This is a genomic window from Neopusillimonas maritima (assembly GCF_003576595.1).
Lineage (GTDB): Bacteria > Pseudomonadota > Gammaproteobacteria > Burkholderiales > Burkholderiaceae_B > Neopusillimonas > Neopusillimonas maritima.
In genome coordinates this window covers 1-24,276 of the sequence record NZ_NQOU01000007.1, presented here as the reverse complement: position 1 = coordinate 24,276, position 24,276 = coordinate 1, and the positions used below count along the sequence as shown (strand labels likewise).

Genomic DNA, 24,276 nt, shown 5'->3' with positions numbered 1-24,276 from the left:
TTATGCCTTTTTTGCAGCCAGATTGTTATCGGAATCAGGCAACGCCGAGGCCGGCAACCCGAAAACATGATCGAATACACGCGTAAATACGAAGGTGTAGACCAAAAAAAACACCAGCAGACCGGCATCAAGAATAAACGCCTCCCACAAAGAAACGCTTAACCACCAAGCGAAAAAAGGAACTAAAAACAAGACCAGGCCCCCTTCGAACCCGACCGCATGCGCAATGCGCCGACGCGTACTGCGCCCTTTCTTCACCTGCCGCGCTTCCCAAGACTCGAATAAAGTGTTCCAAACAAGATTCCATAGCACGGCAATCCCCGACGCCGCGACCGAAGCCACCCAGGAATCGAACACACTGAAACCCAGCAAATAAAAGACGACACCGGTCAGTAGAATGGCAATGGTTTCGTATAGCGATACATAAACAACTTTGCGCTTGATTCCTTGCATAACAAACGTTGGAAACCTTTTTAATCAATCAATTTTGTATCGTAGTCAATCATGAGCGGCGCATGATCGCTAAACCAGCTTTCCTTGTAAATAGACGCGCTTTGCGCTGTGGCCGCGATATCTGCCGTGGCAATCTGGTAATCAATGCGCCAACCCACGTTGTTTGCCCGAGCCTGACCACGATTACTCCACCACGTGTAGGCTTCGCCGGTGGCATCAGGATACAGATGACGATACACATCGACCCAACCCAGTTCATCGAAAACTTTGGTTAGCCATGCCCGCTCCTCGGGCAAAAAACCGCTGTTTTTCAAATTGCCCTTCCAGTTTTTAAGGTCGATTTCTTTGTGGGCGATATTCCAGTCGCCGCATAAAATAACGCGCCTGCCCGCTTTGGCCAAATCTGCCAAATGACCATAGAAACATTCCATGAAGTGATACTTGGCGCTTTGGCGATGATCGCCACTGGAGCCGGAAGGAAGATACACCGAAATCATGGAAAAGCCGTCATACACCAGTTCAATGTAACGCCCTTCCGCATCAATTTGCGGCACACCCAGACCTTCCACGACTTGATCGGGCTCTTTTCGTGCGTAAATCCCCACACCGCTATAGCCCTTCTTCTCGGCGTAATGAAAGTATCCGTGATACCCATTCGGTGACTGCATGGGCTCCGTCATGTCGGCGGCCTGAGCCTTAAGTTCTTGCACACACACAAAATCAGCCTGCTGTTCGGGCAACCAGTCAAAAAAACCTTTTCGATGAGCTGATCGGACACCATTCAAATTGGCTGAAATCACACGCAACATAGAACACCTTTTACCTACTCAACTGGTCCAAAGCCTTAATCTCGGCGCGTTTAAACCACAGTAGCGCCAAGCCGGGCAAAGCAATGAAAACCGTCATAATGAAGAAAACAGGCCAGCCCAACGCCAGCACGATCGGTGGTGTCAACGGCCCCGCGAGATAAGTTCGCCCCACTGCCGACAAAGCCGACAAGAGCGCAAATTGCGTCGCCGAAAACTGCTGATTACATAGCGCCATAAGCAACGCAACAAAAGCCGCCGTCCCCAATCCGCCGCAGACATTCTCTATTGCTACCACCAAGCCCATTGAATACAAATGGGGGGGGGTGACGGCCAGCACCCAATAGCCAAAGTTAGACACGGCCTGCAGCAATCCAAATAACATCAAAGCCCGGTACAACCCCATTTTCGACATGATGCTGCCACCTGCCAGCGCACCGATAATGGTTGCCGCCAAACCGAAAATTTTATTAATCGACCCAACCTCTTCCATACTGAAACCGGCGCCCCGAATAAGGAACGTCGTTGACAATGCCCCGGCAAATGCATCGCCTAACTTATAAAGCACAATAAGCACAAGAATCAGAATGGCGCCACGTCGGCTGAAGAACTCTTTCAACGGCTCAACCACCGCCAGGCCCAAAGTGCGGGGCGCTTTTGCCACGATTTCCGGTTCCGGAGCAAGTATCGTGGCAACGGCACATACCAGCATGAACACGCCCATCAGCACGTAGGTATATTGCCAGCCCAACCAGGTACCGGCCAAAATAAGCGCAAGACCACCTGACACAATCATGGCCAGGCGATAGCCCAATACTTTTAGAGCAGCCCCGGCGGCTCGCTCGTGATCCCGCAATACGTCGGTACTGTAAGCATCAAAGGCAATGTCTTGTGTCGCAGACAAGAAAGCAACAATAACCGCAAAAACCGCGAGCAAACCCAAGTGCGAGGACGGCGCCAAAAAGCCCATGCCGGCAATAAATAAAGCCAGCAAAACCTGACTAAAAAACATCCAGCTACGACGACGCCCCAGAAAATCAGGCGCATAACGGTCAACCAGCGGCGCCCAAAGAAACTTGAGGGTATAAGCCGTTCCTACCAGCGTAAGAAAACCAATGCTCTGCAGTGATACACCATCGACCGTGGCCCACGCCTGCAAAGTGCCGCTGGTTAAAGCAAGCGGCAAACCACTGGCAAACCCCAACACCAATAGCGGATAAACCCGCGAGCTAGCATAAACGCTTTTCAGTAGAGAAATAACAACCCCCTTTGTCAGGAACGGGCCGGTTGCCGAAACGGTGACTCAAACCGGTAAACGACTAAAGTGCTACGCCAACTTTTAAAACGATGAATTTCGTTCTGTCGGTTAAACGCCGCAACATGCGTAACCCGCAAACCCAGCTTACGCGCCAGATCCTCAAAATCGCGCATGGTGCATAAATGAATGTTGGGGGTGTTATACCACTGATAAGGCATCTCTCCGGTGACCGGCATGCGCCCCGCCAGAATGGATAAGCCATGGGTCCAGTACCCAAAATTGGGGAACGAAACAATACCGAATCGCGCAACACGCGCCATTTCCCGCAAAATATGCTCTGTGCGATGCATGGATTGCAACGTTTGAGACAACACAACAGAATGGAACTGCTGATCGTCAAACAGGGCCAGCCCCTCTTCCAGGTTTTGCTGAATAACACGCACACCCCGCTTTACGGATGCAATAACACACTCATCGTCGAATTCAACACCGGCGCCGCTAACCTGTTTATGGTCGCGCAAATAGGCCAATAACGTGCCGTCGCCGCAACCCAGGTCGAGCACACGACTGCCGGGTTCAACCCACCCCGCAATACGTCGCAAATCCGGGCGAGTGGTCATGTCGCCTTTGAAGGCAATAGGCTGTTTCATGCCAGCACCCCCAATGTTTCTGCGCGTTCACCCAAATTAAGCTCGCGGGCGATTTGATCGTAATACCCTTGCATTACGGCGTGATAGCGACGGTCGTCGAGCAAGAACGCATCGTGACCATGCGGGGCGTCGATTTCGGCATACGTTACCGGCAAATGATTTTTCAGCAGGGCCTGAACAATTTCCCGGGAGCGCGAAGGTGGAAAACGCCAATCGGTTGTAAACGAAACCAGCAGGAAATTCGCCGTAGCGGTGGACAACGCTTTGGCCAGGTCACCATGATAATGGCGTGCAGGGTCAAAATAATCGAGCGCACGTGTAATCAGCAAATACGTATTGGCGTCGAAATAATTGGAAAACTTCTCGCCCTGGTAACGCAGATACGACTCCACTTCGAACTCGACATCGTACCCATAATGGAACTCGCCGTTTTCGGCTGGCGCACGCTGCGTGCGCCCGAATTTCGCCGCCATATCGTCGTCGGACAAATAAGTGATATGTCCCACCATTCTGGCGAGTGCCAGGCCACGCCGAGGCACCGTATTATGGGCGTAATAATCGCCACCGTGGAAATCAGGATCGGTAATAATGGCGCGCCGCGCCACCTCATTAAAGCCAATATTCTGGGCCGACAACCGGGGGGTACTGGCAATAACGATACAGTTTTCCACACGATCCGGGCACGTGATCGCCCACCCAAGCGCCTGCATGCCACCCAAGGATCCACCCATAACGGCGGCAAACTTCCGGATTCCGAAATAGTCTGCCAGACGCGCCTGTGCGTGTACCCAGTCTTTCACGGTAAGCATTGGGAACGCGGCGCCCCAGGGCTTGCCGGTATCAGGGTTGATGCTGGCCGGCCCCGTCGACCCAAAACAGGAGCCGATATTATTCACGCCAATCACAAAAAAACGGTTGGTATCCAGCGCTTTTCCCGGCCCGACCATGTTGTCCCACCAGCCGACGTCCTTCGGATTCTCGGCGGAAATACCCGCCACATGGTGCGAAGCATTCAAGGCGTGGCAGACCAGTACTGCGTTGCTGCGGTCGTGGTTCAGCGTTCCGTAGGTTTCCACCGCCAGAGAGTATTGCGGCAAAACCTGGCCACTGGCTAACGCCAACGGCTCGGTGAAATGAATGTATTCGGGGGAAACAATGCCTACAGACCCTGGGGGAATTGGCGTGCTGTCTGGCTGTGAAGAAAAATTTTCAGTTGATTGGGTCATATAGGGACCTCTTTAGCTGGATTTATCGCGCGCCCGCAAGCAGATCAAGCAAATCGGCGCTGAAAACGGAATTTTTTTGATTCTAACACTACTGCATGAAAGTACCAGGCACACACTGACAATCGACAAGAACCTGATGCGTCAGCCCCTAATTTTACGACCGCCCTGAAAATTGATACATTACAAGAACAATAAGTATTTTCGAACAATTTATAACAAAAACGATCCATGCCAGAACAAACCAGCCTAGAACTGATCCGAAAAACCAGCAATTCTCCGCTCACATCGCGCCAAACCCAATGTCTTTATTGGGCCAGCATCGGTAAAACAAGTCGGGAAATGGGCCAAATCCTTACCATTTCAGAAAGCACAGCCAATTATCACGTTCGGGAAGCCTGTACAAAACTGGGTGTACACAGCCGGCAAGCAGGCATTGTCAAAGCAATGAGCGCAGGCTATTTACCCCACTACAACAGCAAAATTACAGACTGAATCGGCGAACACCTTCTCCTTAGAACCCCACACCCGCGAAAAACTCCGTGGCATGTTCTTCCGGAAAAAGAGCTTGCGGCGCAACAACAATGCCCTCAAGCAGGTAGTCTGAAGTTATCCAGACTTTGGCAGACAACTGCATATCGCCGTTCGGCCCTTTGCCTGTTACAACAAAAAGCTCACCCGGAGCGGGTAAAGGGTTGGGTGTCGCCTGATTGAAGTTGCTGTAGAACGACGATACCACCTGCCGATACAGCGCCTGCCGGGCTACTGCATTCTCCTGAAGACGAGCACCCAGCGGCGCGTGCCCGATCGCGAAAATGGCACTCTTCACTGTTGTACCCGTCATCGATAAAACCAGCGTCTCTCCCTCAAAAATGAAACGCTTTTCATCCACCTTGGGCTTATCAGGGAAAATCGCGCTGACCGCGGCACCCGAAATCGCCACCTCACGCCAGTTATATTCTGGTGAACAGGCAACCAAACCAATGAGTGCAAACAACGCACATAAAACTCGCAAAAACACTACACTTTCCCCTAAGATTAAAAAGTAACGCCCATCAGACGACTCGGGTAAAATCCGCCGCTAACAACCAGAACACAATACGATTCACATGTCATCAAGCCCAGAACGAAATGCCTTGCTGCGCCCCCATACCGAGATTCTGACAGGAATCCTTCGGGGTATCGAAAAAGAGGGCCTGCGTGTCGACGAGCAAGGAAAGCTGGCGCTTACCCCTCATCCGTCGCAACTAGGCAGTGCACTGACGCACCCGAAAATTACCACTGATTACGCAGAGGCGCTTCTGGAGCTCATCACCGAGACACACGGAAACGTAACCTCGCTGCGTGAAGAGCTCTGCGCTATTCATCGCTTTGTGGCAGGCAAACTGAACAATGAGATGATTTGGAATCAGTCGATGCCCCCCTTACTGCCGCCGGAACCCGATATTCCTATTGCGTGGTACGGGCCGTCGAATACAGGCATGCTCAAACATGTGTATCGTCGCGGCCTGGCCGAGCGTTATGGCAAAGCCATGCAATGTATTGCCGGCGTTCATTACAACTTTTCATTGCCAGACGCGCTTTGGACTGTATTAAATACCGACGGCCAGGGTATTGAACAAATTCGTTCACGCGGCTATCTGGCACTGATCCGGAATTTTACCCGGTACTCATGGTTACTTATGTACCTGTTCGGCGCCTCCCCGGCCGTCTCAGAAAACTTTCTGTTAAATCGGCCTCACCAGCTTGAACGCCTCGACGCCGACACGTTTTATTTGCCGCATGCCACCAGCCTGCGCATGAGCGACCTGGGCTACAACAACAAAGCACAATCCGAACTAGAGCTTTGCTACAACGATATTGAAACGTTTCTGAAACGCATGCACGATGCGGTTACCACACCCTGGGCCCCGTATCAGAAAATCGGCACTCATCGCGGTGAACAATGGATTCAGCTCAACACAAACCTGCTGCAAATAGAGAACGAATACTATTCAAGCATTCGCCCCAAGCGCGCAGTTGAACGTGGGGAGCGGCCCTCGGCGGCGCTCGCCGCCCGGGGGGTACAGTACATTGAAGTGCGCTGTCTTGATATCGACCCTGAATGCCCAATAGGCATTAGCGCGGAAACCTGTGCCTTCATGGACACTTTCCTGCTTTTCTGCGCAACGGAAGACAGCCCTATGTTCCCCAATAATGGGTTCTGCCGCGACAGCAGCGACAACTTTTCCGTTGTGGCAAAGCGTGGACGCGAACCCGGTCTGACACTTATCCGGCAAAACAAGTCCGTGCCGCTGGCGAACTGGGGGCATGAGCTTCTGGAACGCATGGCGCCGTATGCAGAAATGCTCGACAGCGCGTATAAAACAAATCTCCACACGCAGGGCCTGCAGGCACAAAGAATCAAACTGGACGACACGAACGAAACGCCCTCGGGACGCCTGCTGCAGACGCTTAAAGAGTCGGAACAATCGTTGCAGGCATTCACGCTCGCTCAAAGCAGACGGCATCACGAAACGCTTGCACGCGAACCGCTGCCGCCGGCCACCCAATCGGAGTTCGAACGCTTGACGGCGCAGTCGCTGGTCGACCAGATCGACATCGAAAAGAGCGACAACGAATCGTTTGAAGATTACGTTGCCCGCTACCATGCAGCGTTAAAACCCCCGGTTGTCGTGTGGGCCTTGCCCACCGAGTAACGGATTCTGCGCAAACCAGCGTGAAACCATTCAACCCAGCGTGTAAGATAAGGGCTAACACTTAATACGTGGCCAACGCCCGGCCCTGCTATTTCCAGGAGATTGCGTCATGACACATCCAAACAGCTTCGATGCCAAACAAACATTAAAAGTTGGCAACGATTCCTACGAAATTTATCGGCTGGATGCCGTCAAGGGAAGCGGACTCAATGTCTCCAGCCTTCCCTACAGTTTAAAAATTCTTCTTGAGAATTTATTACGTACCGAAAACGGTTCAGACGTAACGGCGGAAGACATTCGCGCACTGGCTGGATGGGACGAAAGTGCGCAACCCAACCGCGAAATTGCATTTACGCCGGCACGTGTTGTTTTACAAGACTTCACTGGCGTACCGGCGGTGGTCGACCTGGCCACCATGCGCGAAGCGGTAAAAGACTTAGGCGGCGACCCCACCAAAATTAACCCTCTGGCACCGGTTGAACTGGTCATTGACCACTCGGTAATTGTTGACGTGTTCGGGCAAAAAACCGCCTTCGAACAGAACGTTGAAATTGAATACAAACGCAACCTTGAGCGTTATCAATTTCTGCGCTGGGGCCAGAATGCTTTCGAGAACTTTAAAGTTGTGCCGCCGGGCACGGGTATTGTTCACCAGGTAAACCTCGAACACTTATCCCGAGTGGTCTTTACCAAAGACCAGAACGGCACTAAACAAGCCTACCCCGACACCTGTGTCGGTACCGATTCGCACACGCCTATGGTAAACGGCCTGGGTATCGTTGCTTGGGGCGTGGGCGGCATTGAGGCCGAAGCCGCCATGCTGGGCCAACCCATTTCCATGCTTATCCCGCGCGTTGTCGGCTTCAAGCTGACCGGTTCACTACCCGAAGGCACCACCGCCACCGACTTGGTGTTAACCATTACCGAAATGCTGCGCAAACATCGCGTCGTTGGGAAATTCGTTGAGTTTTACGGGCCGGGTGTGGCCTCCGTGCCCCTCGCTAATCGGGCCACCATCGGCAACATGAGTCCGGAATACGGCTCAACCATTGCTATCTTCCCGATCGACGACGAAACCCTCAACTATATGCGCCTTACCGGCCGGAGCAATGAACAAATTGCGTTGGTGGAGGCTTATGCGAAAGAGCAAGGGCTATGGCACGACCCAAAGGCGCAGCCACGCTACTCTGAAACACTGGAACTGGATTTATCCACGGTGGTTCCGTCAATTGCAGGCCCCAAACGCCCTCAAGACCGCATTGCCTTAACAGATTCGAAAAGCTCTTTCCGCAGCGCCTTGTCTTCTTATGTCGAGCTGCCTGGCGGCAAACCGGTTGGCTACGACAAAGCGGTGGCCGAGTCATTTCCGGCTTCCGACCCCCCGGCACAAGACAGCAAAACCGCGCGTGCGCCCACACCCACCGACCACACCGAACACGCAGAAACCAACCCTGCAGCAGATTCTGCACCGGTCAAATTCGCCGACGGCACCGAGTGCCGGATTAATCACGGGGCCGTCGTTATTGCAGCCATTACCTCCTGCACTAACACGTCTAACCCGGCCGTCATGATCGCCGCCGCACTATTGGCCAAGAAGGCAGTTGAAAAGGGCCTTAAGCGCAAACCGTGGGTTAAAACCAGCTTGGCGCCCGGGTCGCGCGTCGTCACCGATTATTACGAACGCGCAGGACTCACCCCTTACCTGAACGAACTGGGCTTTAATTTGGTGGGCTACGGTTGCACAACCTGTATCGGTAACTCCGGGCCGCTGATTCCCGAAGTAAGTGAAGCCATCACGAACAATGACCTTTCCGTCGTATCGGTATTGTCGGGGAATCGCAACTTCGAAGGGCGCATTCACCCTGAAGTAAAAATGAACTACCTCATGTCGCCCCCACTGGTTGTGGCTTATGCCCTGGCGGGCACAATGGATCTGGATCTGTACCGGGAACCCATTGGCCGGGATCACGATGGCAAAGACGTTTACTTGAAAGATATTTGGCCCTCCACCAGTGAAGTGCAAGCCGTTATTGACCAAGCTATTGCCGAAGACATGTACGCCACAGGTTACCGTGACGTATTCGCAGGCGACGAACGCTGGCAGGCATTGCCTACCCCATCGGGCCAATTGTTCGACTGGGACACACACTCTACTTATGTGCGCAAACCGCCTTACTTCGAGAATATGCCTCGCACGCCAGGCGCGGTTTCCGACATCAAAAACGCGCGTGTGCTGGCACTACTGGGCGACTCCGTCACAACCGACCACATCAGCCCGGCCGGTTCTATCGCCAAAAACTCCCCAGCCGCACAATACTTGAAGGAACATGGCGTTGAACCCGCCGACTTCAACTCTTATGGCTCACGTCGCGGCAACCACGAGGTCATGATCCGCGGCACGTTTGCCAACGTACGCCTGCGTAACCAGCTTGCACTGGAAACCGAGGGCGGGTACACACGTGATTTCACGCGCGCTGAAGGGCCCGTCACCACGATTTACGACGCATCACGCAACTATCTGCAAGCAAATACACCACTGGTGATTCTTGCCGGTAAAGAGTATGGTTCGGGCTCATCGCGAGACTGGGCTGCGAAAGGCACGGTTCTGTTGGGTGTACGCGCCGTTATTGCTGAGTCATATGAACGCATCCACCGCTCTAACCTGCTGGGCATGGGGGTACTACCGCTTCAATTCCCCGATGGCCAAAGCGTCGAAACGCTTGGGCTGACCGGCGAAGAAAGTTTCGATATTTCAGGCATAGAGGCCTTGAATACCGACACCATTCCCAAGACTGTGGCGGTTAAAGCGGGGAATGTGGAGTTTGAGGCTATTGTAAGAATTGATACCCCCAGCGAGGCGCAGTACTACCGCAACGGCGGCATCATGCAATATGTGTTACGCAACTTACTTGATTAACCTATAAGTTACCGTTATTTGGTATTCGGTAACGCTGGTCAAACTCTTGTTACTGCTATAAAATTGGGGCTACCAATAGAAAGGTAGCCCTTTTTATTGCAGGACGCACGGTTATGCTTCAAGAATACGGGCCGGAAACCCGTAGCTCCGCCGTGCCGAACGGCGAGTATAGCCGTATGAAAACCACCATTAACACCGGTTCTGTTCGCTTTCCGCAACAAACAAACTTACAAATAGCTGACACAACGCCTATTCCTGTGTTGTACTCCACGCTCACAATAACCACACTGGTACACTAGTTATTAGTTTAGTAACTTTAAGTTGTATCGGTAACATACCGTTTTACCTGGTTTTTTGGTTGTGAGTCACGAGTTACAAAGGAGATAGGGTGCTGTTGCGACACTCAGTTGTTATTGCCGTAACGTGTGTAATGGGTTTGGCCACGAGTATTGCCGTCGGCCAGGGGCGGACTGCGCCCTACGAAACACTCAGGGAAACGGTGGAAAAAGCCATTTTCACCAACCCTGAAGTACGTGCACAGTTCCAGACATTTATCGCGTCTTTGGAAACACAAAACTTCACAAGAGGCGACCTCCTCCCGTCTGTGGATCTGCAGGCGCAGTTTGGGCGTGAACAACGCGCGAATATCCCTGGCAGCCCCTCTCAGAACTGGACACGTTACGGTTACACGTTGCAGCTTACTCAACTTCTTTACGATGGGCAGGCAACAGCCAACAGCATTCGGCAACAGGGTTTTGAAAAACTATCCGCCTATTACGAATTACTGGCCACCACCGATAGTCTGGCAACAGAAGCCGTTAACGCATACCTGGATGTCCAGCGGTTTCGTGAAATGGTGCAATACGCCGAAGAGAATTACGCCATTCACGAAAAAACCATGACGCTTATCCGCGAACGACAGGAATCCGGTGTTGGGCGCGGGGTCGATTATGAACAGGCAGCCGGCCGTCTGGCCTTGGCACAGAGCAATCTGATGCAAGAAAACAACAATTTGAATGATGTTGTTCAGCGCTACCGACGAATAGTGGGTCAATACCCCCCCGACGTTTTATCGCCTCCACCCGATGTATCGGACAAAATTCCTAAAGAGCCGTCCAATTTTCGATCTTCCCTGGTAGCAAACCCCAGTATCTTGTCGAAGCAGGCACTGGTTATCGCAGCCAAAGCCAGTCGTGAGGCCGCCAAAGGGCAGTTTGCGCCTGTTGTGGAGCTTCGAGCGTCGACCGGGCGTGACAGGCCGCAGGAAGACCCCACTGCGCACGATATTCAGACATCGAATGTTCAAGTCGTGATGTCCTACAACCTTTATAGGGGCGGCAGCGATTCGGCACGCGTGCGACAAACTGCAGCGCAATGGTACGCGGCGCGCGATGTGCGCGACTACACCTGCCGCAACCTGCAGCAGGAGCTTTCCACCGCATGGAACAACATTCAGCGTCTACGTCAGCAGCGCCCCTACCTGGCAGGTCACGAGGCGGCTATGGAGAAAGTGCGGGTGGCGGCAGAGCAACAGTTTGAAATCGGTCAGCGCTCACTACTCGACCTGCTGGATACCTCAAATGAACTGTTTGATTCACGACGCGCATTGGCAAACGGCGTGTATGATCTGCTGCAAGCGGAATATCGCTGGATAGCGCTTTCTCATCGATTATTGCCCGTGTTGGGCCTAAGCCAGCCACATGAACAAACCGTGCCTGAAAATACGGAACTCAGTCTGCCGCAAAGCAGTCTGGATAATTGCATGACGCCTACCCCTGACACCCGTAATCTCGCCCCGGTCAAGGTCACTTACCGAGACGACATGCAACCGCCCCGCATCAGCCCATTGAATACCGGCGTTGCGGATGATTCATCAACGTTAAATTAGCTGCGATGTACCATGTCCAGACCTATGCTATCGATTGTGCGACCGCCTATGGAAGAGGAAGAGAAAAAACCTAACAAAGTTGAGCTCTCGGAGCTTGACGCAGAGTTTATTCGCGTACTGGAAGACTTGATTGATGCCCTGATCGCGAATGGCACGTTGCGACTCACCGACCTGCCGCCCCAAGCCCTGCAAAAACTGCAACAACGGAAAAAAGCGCGTCAACGTTTGCGTGATTCGCTGAATTTATTGGATGACGATGACGAGAGTCTTTTCTAAGTCGAACGCAGCACCGGCGGAAGAACCAACGCCAGAAACAGAAGACGCGAATCCTGCGAATGATTCTGTTTGGCGGTTGCCGCCGCACACCGTGCACGACGACCCACTACTGAACTGCCTGGTTGATATTACCAAGCTGTTCGGCAACCCCTGCACGGCGCAAACGCTGGCCGGTGGTTTACCGTTGGTTGAAAACAGACTCTCACCTTCGTTACTGTCCCGGGCTGCCGCCCGCGCGCAATGTTCGGCTCGCCTGCTAAGGCGTGAACTGGACGAAATTCCTACGTCATTATTACCCTGCATTCTGCTTCTCAAGCGTAATCGCGCCTGCCTGCTTCTGGAAATTCGACCTGACAATTATCTAGTCCAATTTCCAGAGATTGGAACACCCTGCGAAATCAGTAAACAGGCATTAGAAGCGGACTACACAGGCGTTGCCGCTTTCATCCGCCCACAGTTCCGCTTTGACGCGCGCTCCCCCGAGGTAGAAAAGGAACGTAAAGGTCACTGGTTCTGGAACGCCGTATTTGATAACCGCCGCCTTTATCGCGACGCACTGGTTTCAGCTTTTCTCATTAATTTCTTCGCCTTGGTCACGCCCTTGTTCACGATGAATGTGTACGATCGTGTGGTACCGAATAACGCAATGGACACACTATGGGTGCTTGCTATTGGTGTGTTCGTGGCCATTGTGCTGAATTACATTCTGACCACAATCCGTGCCCACGTCGTTGACACAGCCAGCAAACGTATCGATGTGAAACTTTCCGCCCAAATCATGGAGCAAGTTCTTGATTTAAAAATGGAAAGCCGCCCTGTTTCAGTCGGTTCCTTTGCAGCCAATTTACGCTCGTTTGAGTCCGTGCGCGACTTCATCGCCTCGGCCAGTCTTACCACGCTGGTCGATCTGCCATTCGTATTGATTTTCCTGGCTGCATTAATGTGGATCTCGCCATGGATGGTGATTCCGCCTGCCATTGCCATTGTGATTGTGCTGATTGTTTCCTGGATTGCCCAGGCAAAAATGGCGCGCATGGTGGAAGAGACTTTTAAAGCCAGCTCTCAGCGCAATGCCGTACTGGTTGAAGCTTTGGGCGGCATAGAAACGATTAAAACCCTGAACGCCCAGGGTAGCGCCCAACGCACCTGGGAGAACACCACAAAATTTCTTGCACAACTTGGTTCCAAAATCAAGTTTCTGTCGGCTGCGACTGTCGGCTTTGTGCAAACGGCCCAACAGCTGGTTACCATCGCAGTAGTCATTATTGGGGTGCTGCTTTTACAAGATGCCGCAATGACCTTGGGTGGAATTATTGCGTCTTCAATGATCGCGGGGCGCTGCCTGGCCCCGCTTGGCCAGGTTGCCGGCCTAATGATGCAGTATCAGAATGCCCGCACCTCGCTGGAATCGATCGACGGGTATATGAAAATGCCGATCGAACATCCGCCAAACCGCACCTATGTTCCACGTTCTCACCTGGAAGGTAGTATTGAGTTCCGGGGGGTTAGCTTCGCTTACCCCGGCTCAAAAGAAAACGCGCTGAACGGCATTAACCTGAAAATTAACCCAGGTGAAAAAATCGGCATTATCGGTCGAATTGGCTCCGGCAAATCGACACTTGAAAAATTAATTCTTGGTCTTTATGCACCCAGCGAAGGCAGTGTCTTGATCGACGGTATCGACATACGCCAAATCGACCCGGCCGATGTACGGCGTGCGGTAGGTCATGTTCCGCAAGACCCGATTTTATTCTATGGTTCCCTGCGACACAACCTCACCTTGGGTGCACCTTTCGTTGATGATGACGACATGTTAAGCGTCGCCGCCGTGGCTGGTGTCGACGAATTCGCGGCTAATCATCCCGATGGCTATGACATGGTTATAGGCGAGCGTGGCGATTCCTTGTCGGGCGGCCAACGACAATCGATTGCCGTGGCACGCGCACTCATCAACAACCCCCCCATATTGCTGCTCGATGAACCCAGCAGCAATATGGATCACCAAAGCGAAGCAGCGCTTAAATCCAGACTGCGTAAAGCATGTGAAGGCAAAACCATGCTGATTGTGACGCATCGCACAGCCATGCTGGAAATCGTAGACCGCTTACTGGTTGTTGACGGTGGCAAAATTGTTGCCGATGGGCCAAAAGCACAAGTGGTCGATGCATTGCGTCAAGGTCAGGTTAGTCGGGCGAGGAACCGTTCATGACGGGAAGGCGTCGTCGTTCCGTTCTGGGCTGGCTGTTCTACCCCATCTGGCCCGGCCCACGCGATCTTGTTTATTTTCTGGTTATCGGCAAACGTTCGAAAGACCAGTTATCGGACAAGGCGTTGCTTGATGACGCACAGTGGGCCATTTCCGAGCAGCAAGCCAGTGGCTCGAGAATCTTATTATGGTTCTCGCTAGTTGTTATTGCCGCTTTCTTTATCTGGGCGTCATTAGCGCAAATTGACGAGGTCGTAAAAGGGAGCGGCAAGGTTGTGCCGTCACGCCAGGTGCAAATCATTCAAAGTCTCGACGGGGGCATCGTTGAGGAACTAATGGTACGTACCGGTGAAGAGGTGCAGGCCGGGCAAGTACTTTTGCGCATTGATACCACGCGCTTCTCCTCCAGCTTGGGGGAAAGCCGCGCCGAATGGCTGGCATTACTGGCCAAGGCTGCACGATTACAAGCATTAGCGGAAAACATGCCTTTCCAGGCACCGGAGATCGTTCTAGAAGAATCACCGGAAGTAGCCGCTATGGAAAGGGAGCTATGGCAGAAACGCACTGAAGAGCTTGCTATCGCCATTAATATTGCTCGCGACCAACTAGTACAGCGACAACAGGAGCTACGCGAAACACAAGCAAATCTTGCACAAGCCGCCTCAAGCTGCCAACTGACATCACGTGAATTGAATGTGACACGCCCCTTACTCAAAAGTGGCGCCGTATCTGAAGTGGATTTATTACGTTTACAACGCGACGTTGCCAAGTTTTGTGGTGAGGAGCAAGCTGCCAAAGCGCAAATTGAGCGCCTTCAAGCTGCGATTTCCGAATCGCAAAGCAAACTCGAAGAGGCGGAAATAAGCATTCGAAATACTGCCCGCGATGAGTTGTCTGATGTTCGCTCCCGTCTGGCAGCCCTTTCCCAAAGCCAACTGGCTCTAGCCGATCGAGTTCGTTTGGCCGATATTCGATCACCCGTTAACGGTACCGTTAAAACAGTCCTCACCAATACTGTAGGGGGGGTGGTTGAACCTGGTGAAGAAGTACTGGAGATTGTTCCAAACGACGATACATTACTGCTGGATGTGCGCGTCAGCCCCCGTGACATCGCTTTCTTGCACCCAAATCAAGAGGCCGAGGTTCGATTCACCGCTTACGACTTCGCGGTTTATGGCGGCCTGGATGGCGAGGTGGAACAAATTGGCGCCGATACCTTCACCGACGAAGACGGCAACGCCTACTACAACATCAAGGTCCGCACCGACCAGAATTATGTGCGCAACCCCGACAACCCGATTATTCCGGGGATGGTGGCCGACGTTAGCATTCTGACCGGCAAACGAACCGTGATGCAGTACCTCCTGAAACCCATTTTGCGTGCAAAAAACAACGCACTGACAGAACGATAAAAAAGAGCGCACATAATGAGCATTCCGGTACTACTGATTACACAGGATGACAGTTTGTGGCAGCACTGGCGGAAAATTAACGCACAAAGCTGGGCGCCCGCGCGCGGCCACGACCTGTCTGATCTGGATCGTTGGCGCCAACATGGCAGGTCTCTTGTTGTTCTGGATCGCCAACTTCCAAAACTTCCCGACTGGGATGACGTGCAATGGAAAAAGCATTTCCACGACCTGCAAATCATCATTGCCAGTATTCGGCCCAACGATCACGAGGCCTCACGAACCTTTACCGCCGGGAGCAGCGGCTACCTGCATGCTTATAGCCCCATTCCGGTCTTGGAGAGCGCACTTCAAAGCGTCAGTGCAGGCAGTGTCTGGATGGGCCGCTCCCTGGTTAACCGAATCCTGCAAGAAATTGATCGTCGCCTTAAACCCGGGCAAGAAAGCAAGGGGCAGGCCTGGGCAGACCCATTAACCTTACGGGAAAAAGAGGTGGCACAGCGCGCCGCCGTGGGACGAAGCAATCAGGAAATCGCCGATGAGCTGGGTATCACCGAGCGCACCGTACGGGCGCACATGACCGCTATTTTTGAAAAGCTGGGTGTAGCCGATCGTTTGACGCTGGCCCTGAAAGTGCATGGAATCAGCGCAAGTTAAACATTAGACTCCGGTTTCGCATCTTGTTCGGAGCGCTCCAAATAAATACCCTGCCGCATTAACAAATTCGCCGTACCCTGATCGGGGACGTCATCGGCCAGCACACTGATTTTTAGCTTCCGGGCTGTTTGAATAACCGCACCCAACAAGTTCTGGCTGCCGGGACTGCCCAGAACACCCGCCACGAAATCGCCGCCGATTTTCAAATAACTAAACGGCGCCTGATGCAAGTAAATAAGCGCTTCGGGTTGATTACCCAAATTGCGAAGGCCAACCTTGACGCCACACGCAACAACATCCCGGCAAAACGCCTGTACTTCCGCCGACCCCGACACCAAGGCGAACGCATCAACCTCAAGACACAAGCGCGACACAACATTTGCCGGAGCCGCATGCAGCAAATCCACCACAGTCGGCGTAAACTTTCCGTGTAACAACGATGCTAAAGAAACCCGAAGAACCAACTCTTCGGGGTTATCTGTCAGCCAGGTCAGCGCGAGTTGAATCGCTTTTAAATCACATTGACTTGAATAACCCAGCCGCTGAGCTGCCGGCATAAACAAAAACCCGGGAATTGCCGTTCCTTCACGACTTTGATCAAGCAAAATTAATAACGCCTCGTAGCGCTTGATCTCACCCAATTCATTGTGATAAAGACGATGGGTATAACTCAGCACCAGGCCATCATGCTCCAGCGCATGACCAATAAGTTCGGACCACTCGGATTCACTTGGCGCCGCCTTGCTTTCCAATACCTGCATAGGCTGAGCAACGTATTCAATATCTTTATGACCCGAACTTTCCGCGCGCATCAAGGCATGATCAAGGGCTGATAAAACCGTACTGACGTCACCGTATTGCCCCGCATCAATCAACGCGTAAGCCCAACGCGATACTCCGCCTTCACGTAACGTAACCTGTAACTGGGTAAGCGTTTTTCGTACATGCTGGGCCAGGCGAATAGCGTCCAGACTACTTGGGGTTAGCATTAAAAGCACGAAGTCGGACCCATTGAGCCGGGCGAGCACGCAAGGAATATCGGGAAACTGTTTCACCGCCGCGAGCACGCGCTCCCCCACCGTTTTAAGCCATTCATCAACCTGAACACGTGACAGTGCCCGATTGATTGCGGCGAGATCGCGCTGGCGAAACAGCAAAATATGGCCCTCAACCGCTGCACCCCGGGCTTGCTTTTCCATGCGCCGACGTAAATCGTTCACAAAATACTTTCGATTTGCCAGACCGGTAACCGGGTCGCGATTCAACTCCAGTTCCAACGACTCGATACGACTATCAAGCTCGGCTTGGGTCGCCTTGATACGTTCGCGCGCCTGACCAATGGCGTCGGACACATCGTGTAACTCGCTAAAATGTGATTCGCTAGATTCACTTAGGATAGCAGCCGGTTGCCCAGTTGTACTGATCGCTTCCAGTTGCGTTGTAATTTCCCGCTTCAATGCGCGGCGGAACCAACGCACCAAAATAATGGCAAACAACGCCCAGACTACCCCCACCCCAATCACAATGAACAACAGACGGAACACGCTATTCCAAAGTGATTGCAAAGCATATTGATCATCGGCCATGACTGAAATCGTGCCAATTCGCTGCCAACCGTCGGTAACTTCCCTAACCTGCGCTTTTGCGTTGAGCGTAACCAAACCCGAAAACCAGTCGGGCACCGCTTTGGGCTGAGAGGCTCGATCGAGTTCTAGGCGGAACACGTCATTTTCGGCGGTTGGTGTGAACACGATTTGCTCGAACTGACCACTATCAAATAATGCGGTAACAAGCAGTTCCCGAGTGGCGCGGTCTTGATTACCGGGTTGCGACATCAACAACGCAAGAGTAGAGGCCGCGTTCCGGCTTTGCGCCTGAAGTTCGTTATTTAAATACTGACGCGCCGTATCCAGGCTAACAAACAACGTTCCAGCCAAAATACCGGCCACAACCAGCGTCACGCTAAGCAGCAATTGTTTTAGTAGTGACATAATCCGAGCCCTGTAAAAAGCATCATGTATCTGCTCATGGCGTAAACCCTTGATTCTGCATTCGTTGCATCAGCGTTCGCCAACGGCCGATTTGGTTAACCGACGCCGGCTTGGCGCCCGGCACGTAGATACCCTGAACATTAAAACTGAAAACCGGCGTGAGGTCGCCACGTTCGCCGGCCGGCTTAATCGTGTCGATTAAACTGTCGAGCACTAGTGGTTCTGAAGTTGGGGTTTCGTAATAACCCAGCACCATATGCGCGATTGCCTCGTTCTTAACCTGGGCACGCACATAAATAAAACGCAGTTTCTCGGGCGAAACCCCCAAGCTGATCAAGGAAAAATACTTACCGATGACGAAGTCTTCGCAATCGCCCAAACCTTTGCCCAGACTATCCAACGGAGTAGCCCAAAAATCGGTTTGATTCCACACATCACGATCTTCGGCCTGGCGCACCGACCTGTTCCAAAACCGGTTAACAACAGATAACTGTGCAGTTTGCGCGAGACCCTGTGCGCTTTCAAGTGCCTTGAGCCAATCCTGAACCGCAGCCTGCCCTTTATTGCCATAAAGGCGCCGGCCTTGCTCGACCATGGTATCCGCCTCAAAAAGTGTCAGGCCCTGGGCACGAGAGAGGATAGGAAAAAGTAATAGCGCGACCAGCCCGATAACAGGCAGCCAATTTCGACGCGAGAAAACGCATGCAAGCGTATCGAGGAGGCGCATGCAACGGATTGTAAACGTATTTTCGGGTGATGCGCCGGTAACCCGCGCGCGGCGGCAAGCTCAACAACCTAGCAGAGCCTACCGCCGCGGGACTGCGTCATGAAGAGGAGTCTATTTTCAACTTCCCGTCGTTGATGAGGTTCTGGATTAATTGGTTCTGATCAGTATAAGAACCCATCAAATCGGCATTTTCAATCACAATTTCATGATCGTAGCCGCTTCCATCGACACCCAATTGCCCTGTCGTTGACACCTTAATTACCGTATTAGTCACACCATTTTCCTCGTTCAGGCCAATGTGCAGAAACTCGGTAATGTCACCTTCAAGGTTTGATTCGGACAACAAATCGCTCAGGTCGAGCTGATCGGCACCAAGTGGATCCGAACCTCCCATCCCAAAGTCTTTCACAACATCAGTGGACGCAGGGTCATCAGGATCAGCAAGCTCCCATTTAAAGACATCGTCACCGGCCCCCCCGAACAACACATCGGAACCCGCGCCACCAATCAGGGTGTCATTCCCATCGTGGCCAACCAGCAGGTCATCACCGTCATCACCTTCAAGGGTGTTATCGGATTGATTCCCGAAAACAGCGACGTCTTCTGAAGACTCTACAGGATCGTCGTCGTGATCATGATCATCATCGCCGTCGTCATCATCGTCATCGTCATCGTCATCATCGTCGTCTTCGTATTCGTCTTCGTCGTCATCATCGTCGTCGTCAGCTTCCTGGTTATCAACCGAAACCGGCTCGACCAATACCTCGTCGGTTACCGTTTCGGAGTCACCTCCGACTGACTCTGTCGACGTCACTGCTGCCGTTATGGTGAACGGCGCCGTCCCCAACGGCGTTGTCATTGTCAGACCCGGCAAATCTTCAATATCCACCAACCACGTGCCGTCCTGTTGCAGCTCACCGGCACTTAACGTGACTACCTCGGGAATACCAGACAAAACAACGGCGGAGAGTGTTTCACTACCATCGTTATCAGTGAGCTCGACGGAAATGTCGACTGAACGCGTCTCATATCCAGTCGCTTCATACGAGGCTTCCACTTCACCATAATACGAAGTGCCATCGCCGAAAATAATATCGTCGATCTTGTGATGTTGAATCGAATAGCCGGTCTCCCTATCGCTGATCATCGTCCAGCTTTGCCCGTTAGGGGGAGTAATAATGTAAGCGTCACGCGGCTTGCTCAGGAAGATCACATCGACATCTTTTTTACCCCCCGCGGCAGCGTTAACCATGAGCCCGTCCATGTCGGACGTGATGTCGCCACGCACGACGTAAACGTCGGAACGTTTGTTGTTGTCGCCGACATCGCCCTCATCCAGATACCGAACCGTAACCTTGCCATTTGTATCGACCTGACCATTTTCGTAAGTGAAAGACCGATTACCAGGCAAATCAATTTCAAGGTTTGTATCGCTATACGTTACAGTTGGATCTCCAACGGAAATTGATAGTTCCGGCGCATCTGCTTCTGGGTTTAAATCGACAAACACATCAGTTTGGGTGCTGGCCTCAGCCGCGGCACCCGCTTGGGCCGACCCTTCGCTGGAATAAGCCGTAGCCTGAATACTGAATGGTTCGGTACCGATTGGAACCTGGATGGTGACCGAGGTACTCAGCGGCGACACACCGCTTGTGTTTTCGATATACCAATCGCCGTTCTCCAACTGGGTCGCACCGACGACCGTCGCACCGACAGGTACGCCGCTTAACACCACACCTGTAAGTGTTTCACTGCCATCAGTGTCGGTAAGAGCCGCCTCGACATTTACCTCAATCTCGTCATAGCCACCCTCTTCTGCCACTACTTCGAGATTCGGAATGGGACCTGGGTTCTGAGTGTTACCACTACCAATACTCTGGCCATCTCCAAACAGAATCCCACGAATATTATTCAGATTAATCGTTAAGCCTGAATCAAGGTCCTTAATGGCAACACTGATGTTGGGAATGCCATTATTAACGTTAATGTTCAGGTTAGTGATCTGATAGTTTGAGTAATCCTTACTGAAGTAAACATAATCGTTATTTCCGCTAATGCCATACAGGTTCTGCCATTGATTGCCGCTATGGCCTTCAACCACCGTATCAAAATCACCCACGATGGCGATAATGTCGGTTGCAGAACTGTTGTTATTAATGTTGCCGCCGGTGTTGGAACTGAAAGGCGGCATTAACAATTGCCCTGAAAGGCCTGAAGCCTCAAGGTTATCCTCGGAAATCATCAGCGCAATACCGGCGAAAGCCATGACAGTTTGCGCAGTCCCTTCAACCCGATTTACGGCCCCCACCTCGACTTCAATCGTAGGCGCGTCTGCTACAGGTTTGATGTCAATACGCAGCGTTGCTTCATCGCCTTCGTTTTGCTCGTCGTAAGGTTTGAAACTGATTTCAGCATAATCTTGTTGATTATTACCTGTACCCGCAGCGTCATCACCATCCCAGCCGGATTCGTTGGCTGCGGGCATGAAACGCAACTTTCCTGCGTCGATATCTGCTTTGCTAATCTCGAACGGGCCACCCGACAGATCAATCGCAACCCATTCCGGCTCCGGCGCATCGGGATTACTGGAGAACTGCAGCACACCGTTTTGTGGAAGTCCTGTGATCAAGACGCCCTCGGCCGATGAGCCCGAATCATCGGAAATGTTGAAATCACCCCAGCTTATATCCAACGGTGTGTCTTCCGTACCGGTCACTTGATCTGGGCCTGCAATAGGCGCCAGATCAATGTCATACGTGCGGCTTGTTGTAGCGGAAGTTGTGTTTCCAGCCAAGTCCGTCGCGCTGACCACGGCCGTTAGAGTATTGTTTTCCGTTAACACTGAACCGGGGACAGAGACAGACCAGGTACCGTCTTCAACTGTGGCGGTGTACTCATTGGTGCCAATCGTCACAGTGACGGTGTCGCCGTCCTGGACATCACCACCAACCGTACCGGTCAGGGTCACATCACCTTCAGCTTCCGCCGCGTTGATCACATCATCGCCAGCAATGGTGTCGATACTAATCGTGGCAGAGACTTCCGTATCTACACTGTACGTATGTTTGGCCGTCGCGGTTGCCGTATTACCAGCGGCATCGGTCGTCGTAACAGACACATCGACTGTCGTGTCAGCAGCCAAGTCGGAACCCGCTACATCTACAGACCAGGCGCCATCAGCCACCTGCGTCGTGTAGGTCTGACCGTTTACGGTCACAGTCACCGTGTCGCCATCTTGAACATCACCACCGACGCTGCCTGAGACAGTGACATCACCACCAGACTCAGCGGCGTTAATGACGTTATCGGACGTAATGTCGTTAACTGTGATCGACGCATCGATCTCAGTATCAACCGTGTAACCCTGAGATGTGGACGCACTGGTGCTGTTACCCGCGGCATCCGTTGTGGTCACCGAAGCAGATACGTTGGAATTGGTTGCCAGCACCGAACCCGGTACCGACACAGACCAAGCACCGTCTTCAACTGTGGCCGTGTACTCATTGGCACCAACCGTCACGGTGACCGTATCACCGTCTTGAACATCACCACCAACCGTACCGGTCAGCGTGACGTCACCTTCAGCTTCCGCTGCGTTGATGACATCGTCACCCGCAATCGTGTCGATGCCAATCGTGGCAGAGACTTCCGTATCCACACTGTAGGTGTGTTCCGCTGTCGCAGTGGCACTGTTGCCCGCTGCGTCAGTCGTCGTGACAGAGACCTCAACCGTCGTATCAGCAGCCAAGTCGGAACCCGCTACATCCACCGACCACGCGCCATCGGCCACCTGGGTCGTGTAAGTCTGGCCGTTCACCGTCACGGTGGCCGTGTCACCATCCTGCACGTCGCCACCGACAGAACCAGAGACGGTCACGTCTGTACCTGCTTCCGCAGCATTGACGATGTTGTCGGACGTAATGTCATCCACCGTGATCGACGCATCGATCTCGGTATCAACTGTGTAGCCTTGAGAAGTCGAAGCGTTCGCGGTGTTGCCGGCTGCATCCGTTGTGGACACAGCTGCACTGACGTCGGAATTGGCTGCCAGCACCGAACCCGGCACCGACACAGACCATGTGCCGCCAGAAACAGTCGCTTCGTAGCTGTTCTCACCCACGGTGACCGTCACCGTGTCACCATCCTGGACATCGCCACCCACCGTACCGCTCAGTGTGACGTCACCTTCGGCTTCAGCCGCGTTGATCACGTCGTCACCCGCGATAGTGTCGATACTGATCGTGGCGGATACCTCGGTGTCCACACTGTAAGTGTGTTCCGCTGTCGCAGTAGCACTGTTGCCAGCAGCATCAGTTGTCGTCACAGAGACGTTAACTGCACTGTCAGCAGCCAAGTCAGAGCCAGCCACATCCACCGACCAGACGCCATCCGCAACCTCGGTTGTATATGTCTGACCATTGACGGTCACAGTGACCGTATCACCATCCTGTACATCACCGCCCACAGAACCAGAGACGGTCACATCACCACCGGACTCGGCCGCGTTAATGACGTTGTCAGACGTAATGTCGTTAACCGTGATCGACGCATCGATCTCGGTATCAACGGTGTAACCTTGAGAAGCCGAAGCGTTCGCGGTATTGCCGGCTGCGTCGGTCGTCGTGACCGAAGCACTGACGTTGCTGTTATCAGCAAGGACTGAGCCGGGGACAGATACCGACCAGGTACCACCAGAAACCGTGGCTTCGTAGCTGTTCTCACCCACGGTGATTGTTACCGTATCACCGTCTTGAACATCACCACCGACCGTACCGGTCAGGGTTATGTTTGCTTCTGCCTCGGCGGCGTTAATGACGTCGTCACCGGCAATCGTGTCGATCGTGATCGTCGCAGACACTTCAGTATCTACGCTGTATGTGTGTTCCGCTGTCGCAGTGGCACTGTTGCCTGCCGCATCCGTGGTCGTGACCGACACATCAACTGTTGTATCAGCAGCCAAGTCGGAACCGGCTACATCCACCGACCAGGCGCCATCAGCAACCTGCGTTGTATAAGTCTGACCGTTTACGGTGATCGTGACCGTATCACCGTCTTGAACATCACCACCGACCGTACCGGTCAGGGTTATGTTTGCTTCTGCCTCGGCGGCGTTAAT

At 52.8% G+C, this 24,276-nt stretch carries 18 protein-coding genes and 1 riboswitch; of the genes, 9 read left to right on the top strand and 9 right to left on the bottom strand.

Annotation, left to right across the window (positions count from 1 at the left end; all coding sequences use genetic code 11):
- The 5 genes from CJO09_RS14030 to metX all read right to left on the bottom strand — a co-directional run bounded on the left by CJO09_RS14030 (position 1) and on the right by metX (position 4,393).
- Positions 1 to 453 (bottom strand): PACE efflux transporter, encoded by a 453-nt coding sequence (locus CJO09_RS14030; protein ID WP_119442917.1) that lies wholly within the window; start codon positions 451 to 453, stop codon positions 1 to 3.
- Positions 454 to 473: 20 nt separating this feature from the next.
- Positions 474 to 1,262 carry an exodeoxyribonuclease III gene (locus CJO09_RS14025; RefSeq protein WP_119442916.1) on the bottom strand — a complete coding sequence of 263 codons (789 nt, stop codon included), beginning with the start codon at positions 1,260 to 1,262 and terminating at the stop codon, positions 474 to 476.
- Positions 1,263 to 1,272: 10 nt separating this feature from the next.
- Positions 1,273 to 2,508: a muropeptide transporter gene (locus CJO09_RS14020; protein ID WP_119442915.1), complete on the bottom strand. Its 1,236-nt coding sequence runs from the start codon at positions 2,506 to 2,508 to the stop codon at positions 1,273 to 1,275.
- A 23-nt stretch (positions 2,509 to 2,531) separates the two neighbouring features.
- On the bottom strand, positions 2,532 to 3,167 hold the full coding sequence (metW, locus tag CJO09_RS14015; protein WP_119442914.1) for a methionine biosynthesis protein MetW: 636 nt from the start codon (positions 3,165 to 3,167) through the stop codon (positions 2,532 to 2,534).
- Positions 3,164 to 4,393, bottom strand: a complete 1,230-nt coding sequence (metX, locus tag CJO09_RS14010) for a homoserine O-succinyltransferase MetX (RefSeq protein ID WP_119442913.1) — start codon at positions 4,391 to 4,393, stop codon at positions 3,164 to 3,166. The genes metW and metX overlap by 4 nt, the downstream gene beginning before the upstream one ends.
- A riboswitch (SAM riboswitch) is annotated at positions 4,385 to 4,463 on the bottom strand. Its footprint overlaps the gene before it by 9 nt.
- Before the next feature lie 158 nt (positions 4,464 to 4,621).
- Here metX and CJO09_RS14005 point away from each other — a divergent pair.
- Complete coding sequence (locus CJO09_RS14005) at positions 4,622 to 4,885, top strand: response regulator transcription factor (protein ID WP_119442912.1); 264 nt, start codon at positions 4,622 to 4,624, stop codon at positions 4,883 to 4,885.
- A gap of 19 nt (positions 4,886 to 4,904) precedes the next feature.
- On the opposite strand, the gene CJO09_RS14000 is transcribed toward CJO09_RS14005, so the two are convergent.
- Positions 4,905 to 5,411 (bottom strand): hypothetical protein, encoded by a 507-nt coding sequence (locus tag CJO09_RS14000; RefSeq protein WP_119442911.1) that lies wholly within the window; start codon positions 5,409 to 5,411, stop codon positions 4,905 to 4,907.
- An 88-nt stretch (positions 5,412 to 5,499) separates the two neighbouring features.
- Between CJO09_RS14000 and gshA the strand changes: the two genes are divergently transcribed.
- From gshA to CJO09_RS13960, 8 genes are all read left to right on the top strand, one after another.
- Entirely contained in the window at positions 5,500 to 7,089 is a 1,590-nt protein-coding gene (gene gshA, locus CJO09_RS13995) for a glutamate--cysteine ligase (protein ID WP_119442910.1), read from the top strand.
- Between the two features lie 109 nt (positions 7,090 to 7,198).
- Entirely contained in the window at positions 7,199 to 10,006 is a 2,808-nt protein-coding gene (locus CJO09_RS13990; protein WP_119442909.1) for an aconitate hydratase, read from the top strand.
- Positions 10,007 to 10,119: 113 nt separating this feature from the next.
- Entirely contained in the window at positions 10,120 to 10,305 is a 186-nt protein-coding gene (locus CJO09_RS13985) for a hypothetical protein (protein WP_119442908.1), read from the top strand.
- Between the two features lie 131 nt (positions 10,306 to 10,436).
- Positions 10,437 to 11,894 (top strand): TolC family outer membrane protein, encoded by a 1,458-nt coding sequence (locus CJO09_RS13980; RefSeq protein WP_119442971.1) that lies wholly within the window; start codon positions 10,437 to 10,439, stop codon positions 11,892 to 11,894.
- Positions 11,895 to 11,942: 48 nt separating this feature from the next.
- Positions 11,943 to 12,170, top strand: a complete 228-nt coding sequence (locus CJO09_RS13975) for a hypothetical protein (protein ID WP_114421555.1) — start codon at positions 11,943 to 11,945, stop codon at positions 12,168 to 12,170.
- Complete coding sequence (locus CJO09_RS13970) at positions 12,151 to 14,379, top strand: type I secretion system permease/ATPase (RefSeq protein ID WP_119442907.1); 2,229 nt, start codon at positions 12,151 to 12,153, stop codon at positions 14,377 to 14,379. Before CJO09_RS13975 ends, CJO09_RS13970 begins: the two co-directional genes overlap by 20 nt.
- A complete protein-coding gene (locus tag CJO09_RS13965; RefSeq protein ID WP_119442906.1) occupies positions 14,376 to 15,788 on the top strand; it encodes an HlyD family type I secretion periplasmic adaptor subunit in 1,413 nt (470 codons plus the stop codon). The genes CJO09_RS13970 and CJO09_RS13965 overlap by 4 nt, the downstream gene beginning before the upstream one ends.
- Before the next feature lie 12 nt (positions 15,789 to 15,800).
- Positions 15,801 to 16,442: a response regulator transcription factor gene (locus CJO09_RS13960; RefSeq protein ID WP_119442905.1), complete on the top strand. Its 642-nt coding sequence runs from the start codon at positions 15,801 to 15,803 to the stop codon at positions 16,440 to 16,442.
- Here CJO09_RS13960 and CJO09_RS13955 read toward each other — a convergent pair.
- The 3 genes from CJO09_RS13955 to CJO09_RS13945 form a co-directional block, all read right to left on the bottom strand.
- The gene (locus CJO09_RS13955; RefSeq protein ID WP_119442904.1) at positions 16,439 to 18,433 is read right to left on the bottom strand and encodes a bifunctional diguanylate cyclase/phosphodiesterase; all 1,995 of its coding nucleotides are present in this window, start codon (positions 18,431 to 18,433) and stop codon (positions 16,439 to 16,441) included. The two genes, CJO09_RS13960 and CJO09_RS13955, sit on opposite strands and share 4 nt — an antisense overlap.
- Before the next feature lie 34 nt (positions 18,434 to 18,467).
- Positions 18,468 to 19,160: a transglutaminase-like cysteine peptidase gene (locus CJO09_RS13950; RefSeq protein ID WP_119442903.1), complete on the bottom strand. Its 693-nt coding sequence runs from the start codon at positions 19,158 to 19,160 to the stop codon at positions 18,468 to 18,470.
- 97 nt (positions 19,161 to 19,257) lie between these two features.
- Positions 19,258 to 24,276 (bottom strand): Ig-like domain-containing protein (locus CJO09_RS13945; protein WP_119442902.1); only part of this gene is annotated, 5,019 nt, incomplete at its 5' end.

Bases quoted from the DNA above. Each gene is read 5' to 3' on its own strand.
- CJO09_RS14030 (WP_119442917.1), bottom strand. From the start codon at position 453: ATGCAAGGAATCAAGCGCAAAGTTGTTTATGTATCGCTATACGAAACC.
- CJO09_RS14025 (WP_119442916.1), bottom strand. From the start codon at position 1,262: ATGTTGCGTGTGATTTCAGCCAATTTGAATGGTGTCCGATCAGCTCAT.
- metW (WP_119442914.1), bottom strand. From the start codon at position 3,167: ATGAAACAGCCTATTGCCTTCAAAGGCGACATGACCACTCGCCCGGAT.
- metX (WP_119442913.1), bottom strand. From the start codon at position 4,393: ATGACCCAATCAACTGAAAATTTTTCTTCACAGCCAGACAGCACGCCA.
- CJO09_RS14005 (WP_119442912.1), top strand. From the start codon at position 4,622: ATGCCAGAACAAACCAGCCTAGAACTGATCCGAAAAACCAGCAATTCT.
- gshA (WP_119442910.1), top strand. From the start codon at position 5,500: ATGTCATCAAGCCCAGAACGAAATGCCTTGCTGCGCCCCCATACCGAG.
- CJO09_RS13990 (WP_119442909.1), top strand. From the start codon at position 7,199: ATGACACATCCAAACAGCTTCGATGCCAAACAAACATTAAAAGTTGGC.
- CJO09_RS13985 (WP_119442908.1), top strand. From the start codon at position 10,120: ATGCTTCAAGAATACGGGCCGGAAACCCGTAGCTCCGCCGTGCCGAAC.
- CJO09_RS13980 (WP_119442971.1), top strand. From the start codon at position 10,437: ATGGGTTTGGCCACGAGTATTGCCGTCGGCCAGGGGCGGACTGCGCCC.
- CJO09_RS13975 (WP_114421555.1), top strand. From the start codon at position 11,943: ATGGAAGAGGAAGAGAAAAAACCTAACAAAGTTGAGCTCTCGGAGCTT.
- CJO09_RS13970 (WP_119442907.1), top strand. From the start codon at position 12,151: ATGACGAGAGTCTTTTCTAAGTCGAACGCAGCACCGGCGGAAGAACCA.
- CJO09_RS13965 (WP_119442906.1), top strand. From the start codon at position 14,376: ATGACGGGAAGGCGTCGTCGTTCCGTTCTGGGCTGGCTGTTCTACCCC.
- CJO09_RS13955 (WP_119442904.1), bottom strand. From the start codon at position 18,433: ATGTCACTACTAAAACAATTGCTGCTTAGCGTGACGCTGGTTGTGGCC.
- CJO09_RS13950 (WP_119442903.1), bottom strand. From the start codon at position 19,160: ATGCGCCTCCTCGATACGCTTGCATGCGTTTTCTCGCGTCGAAATTGG.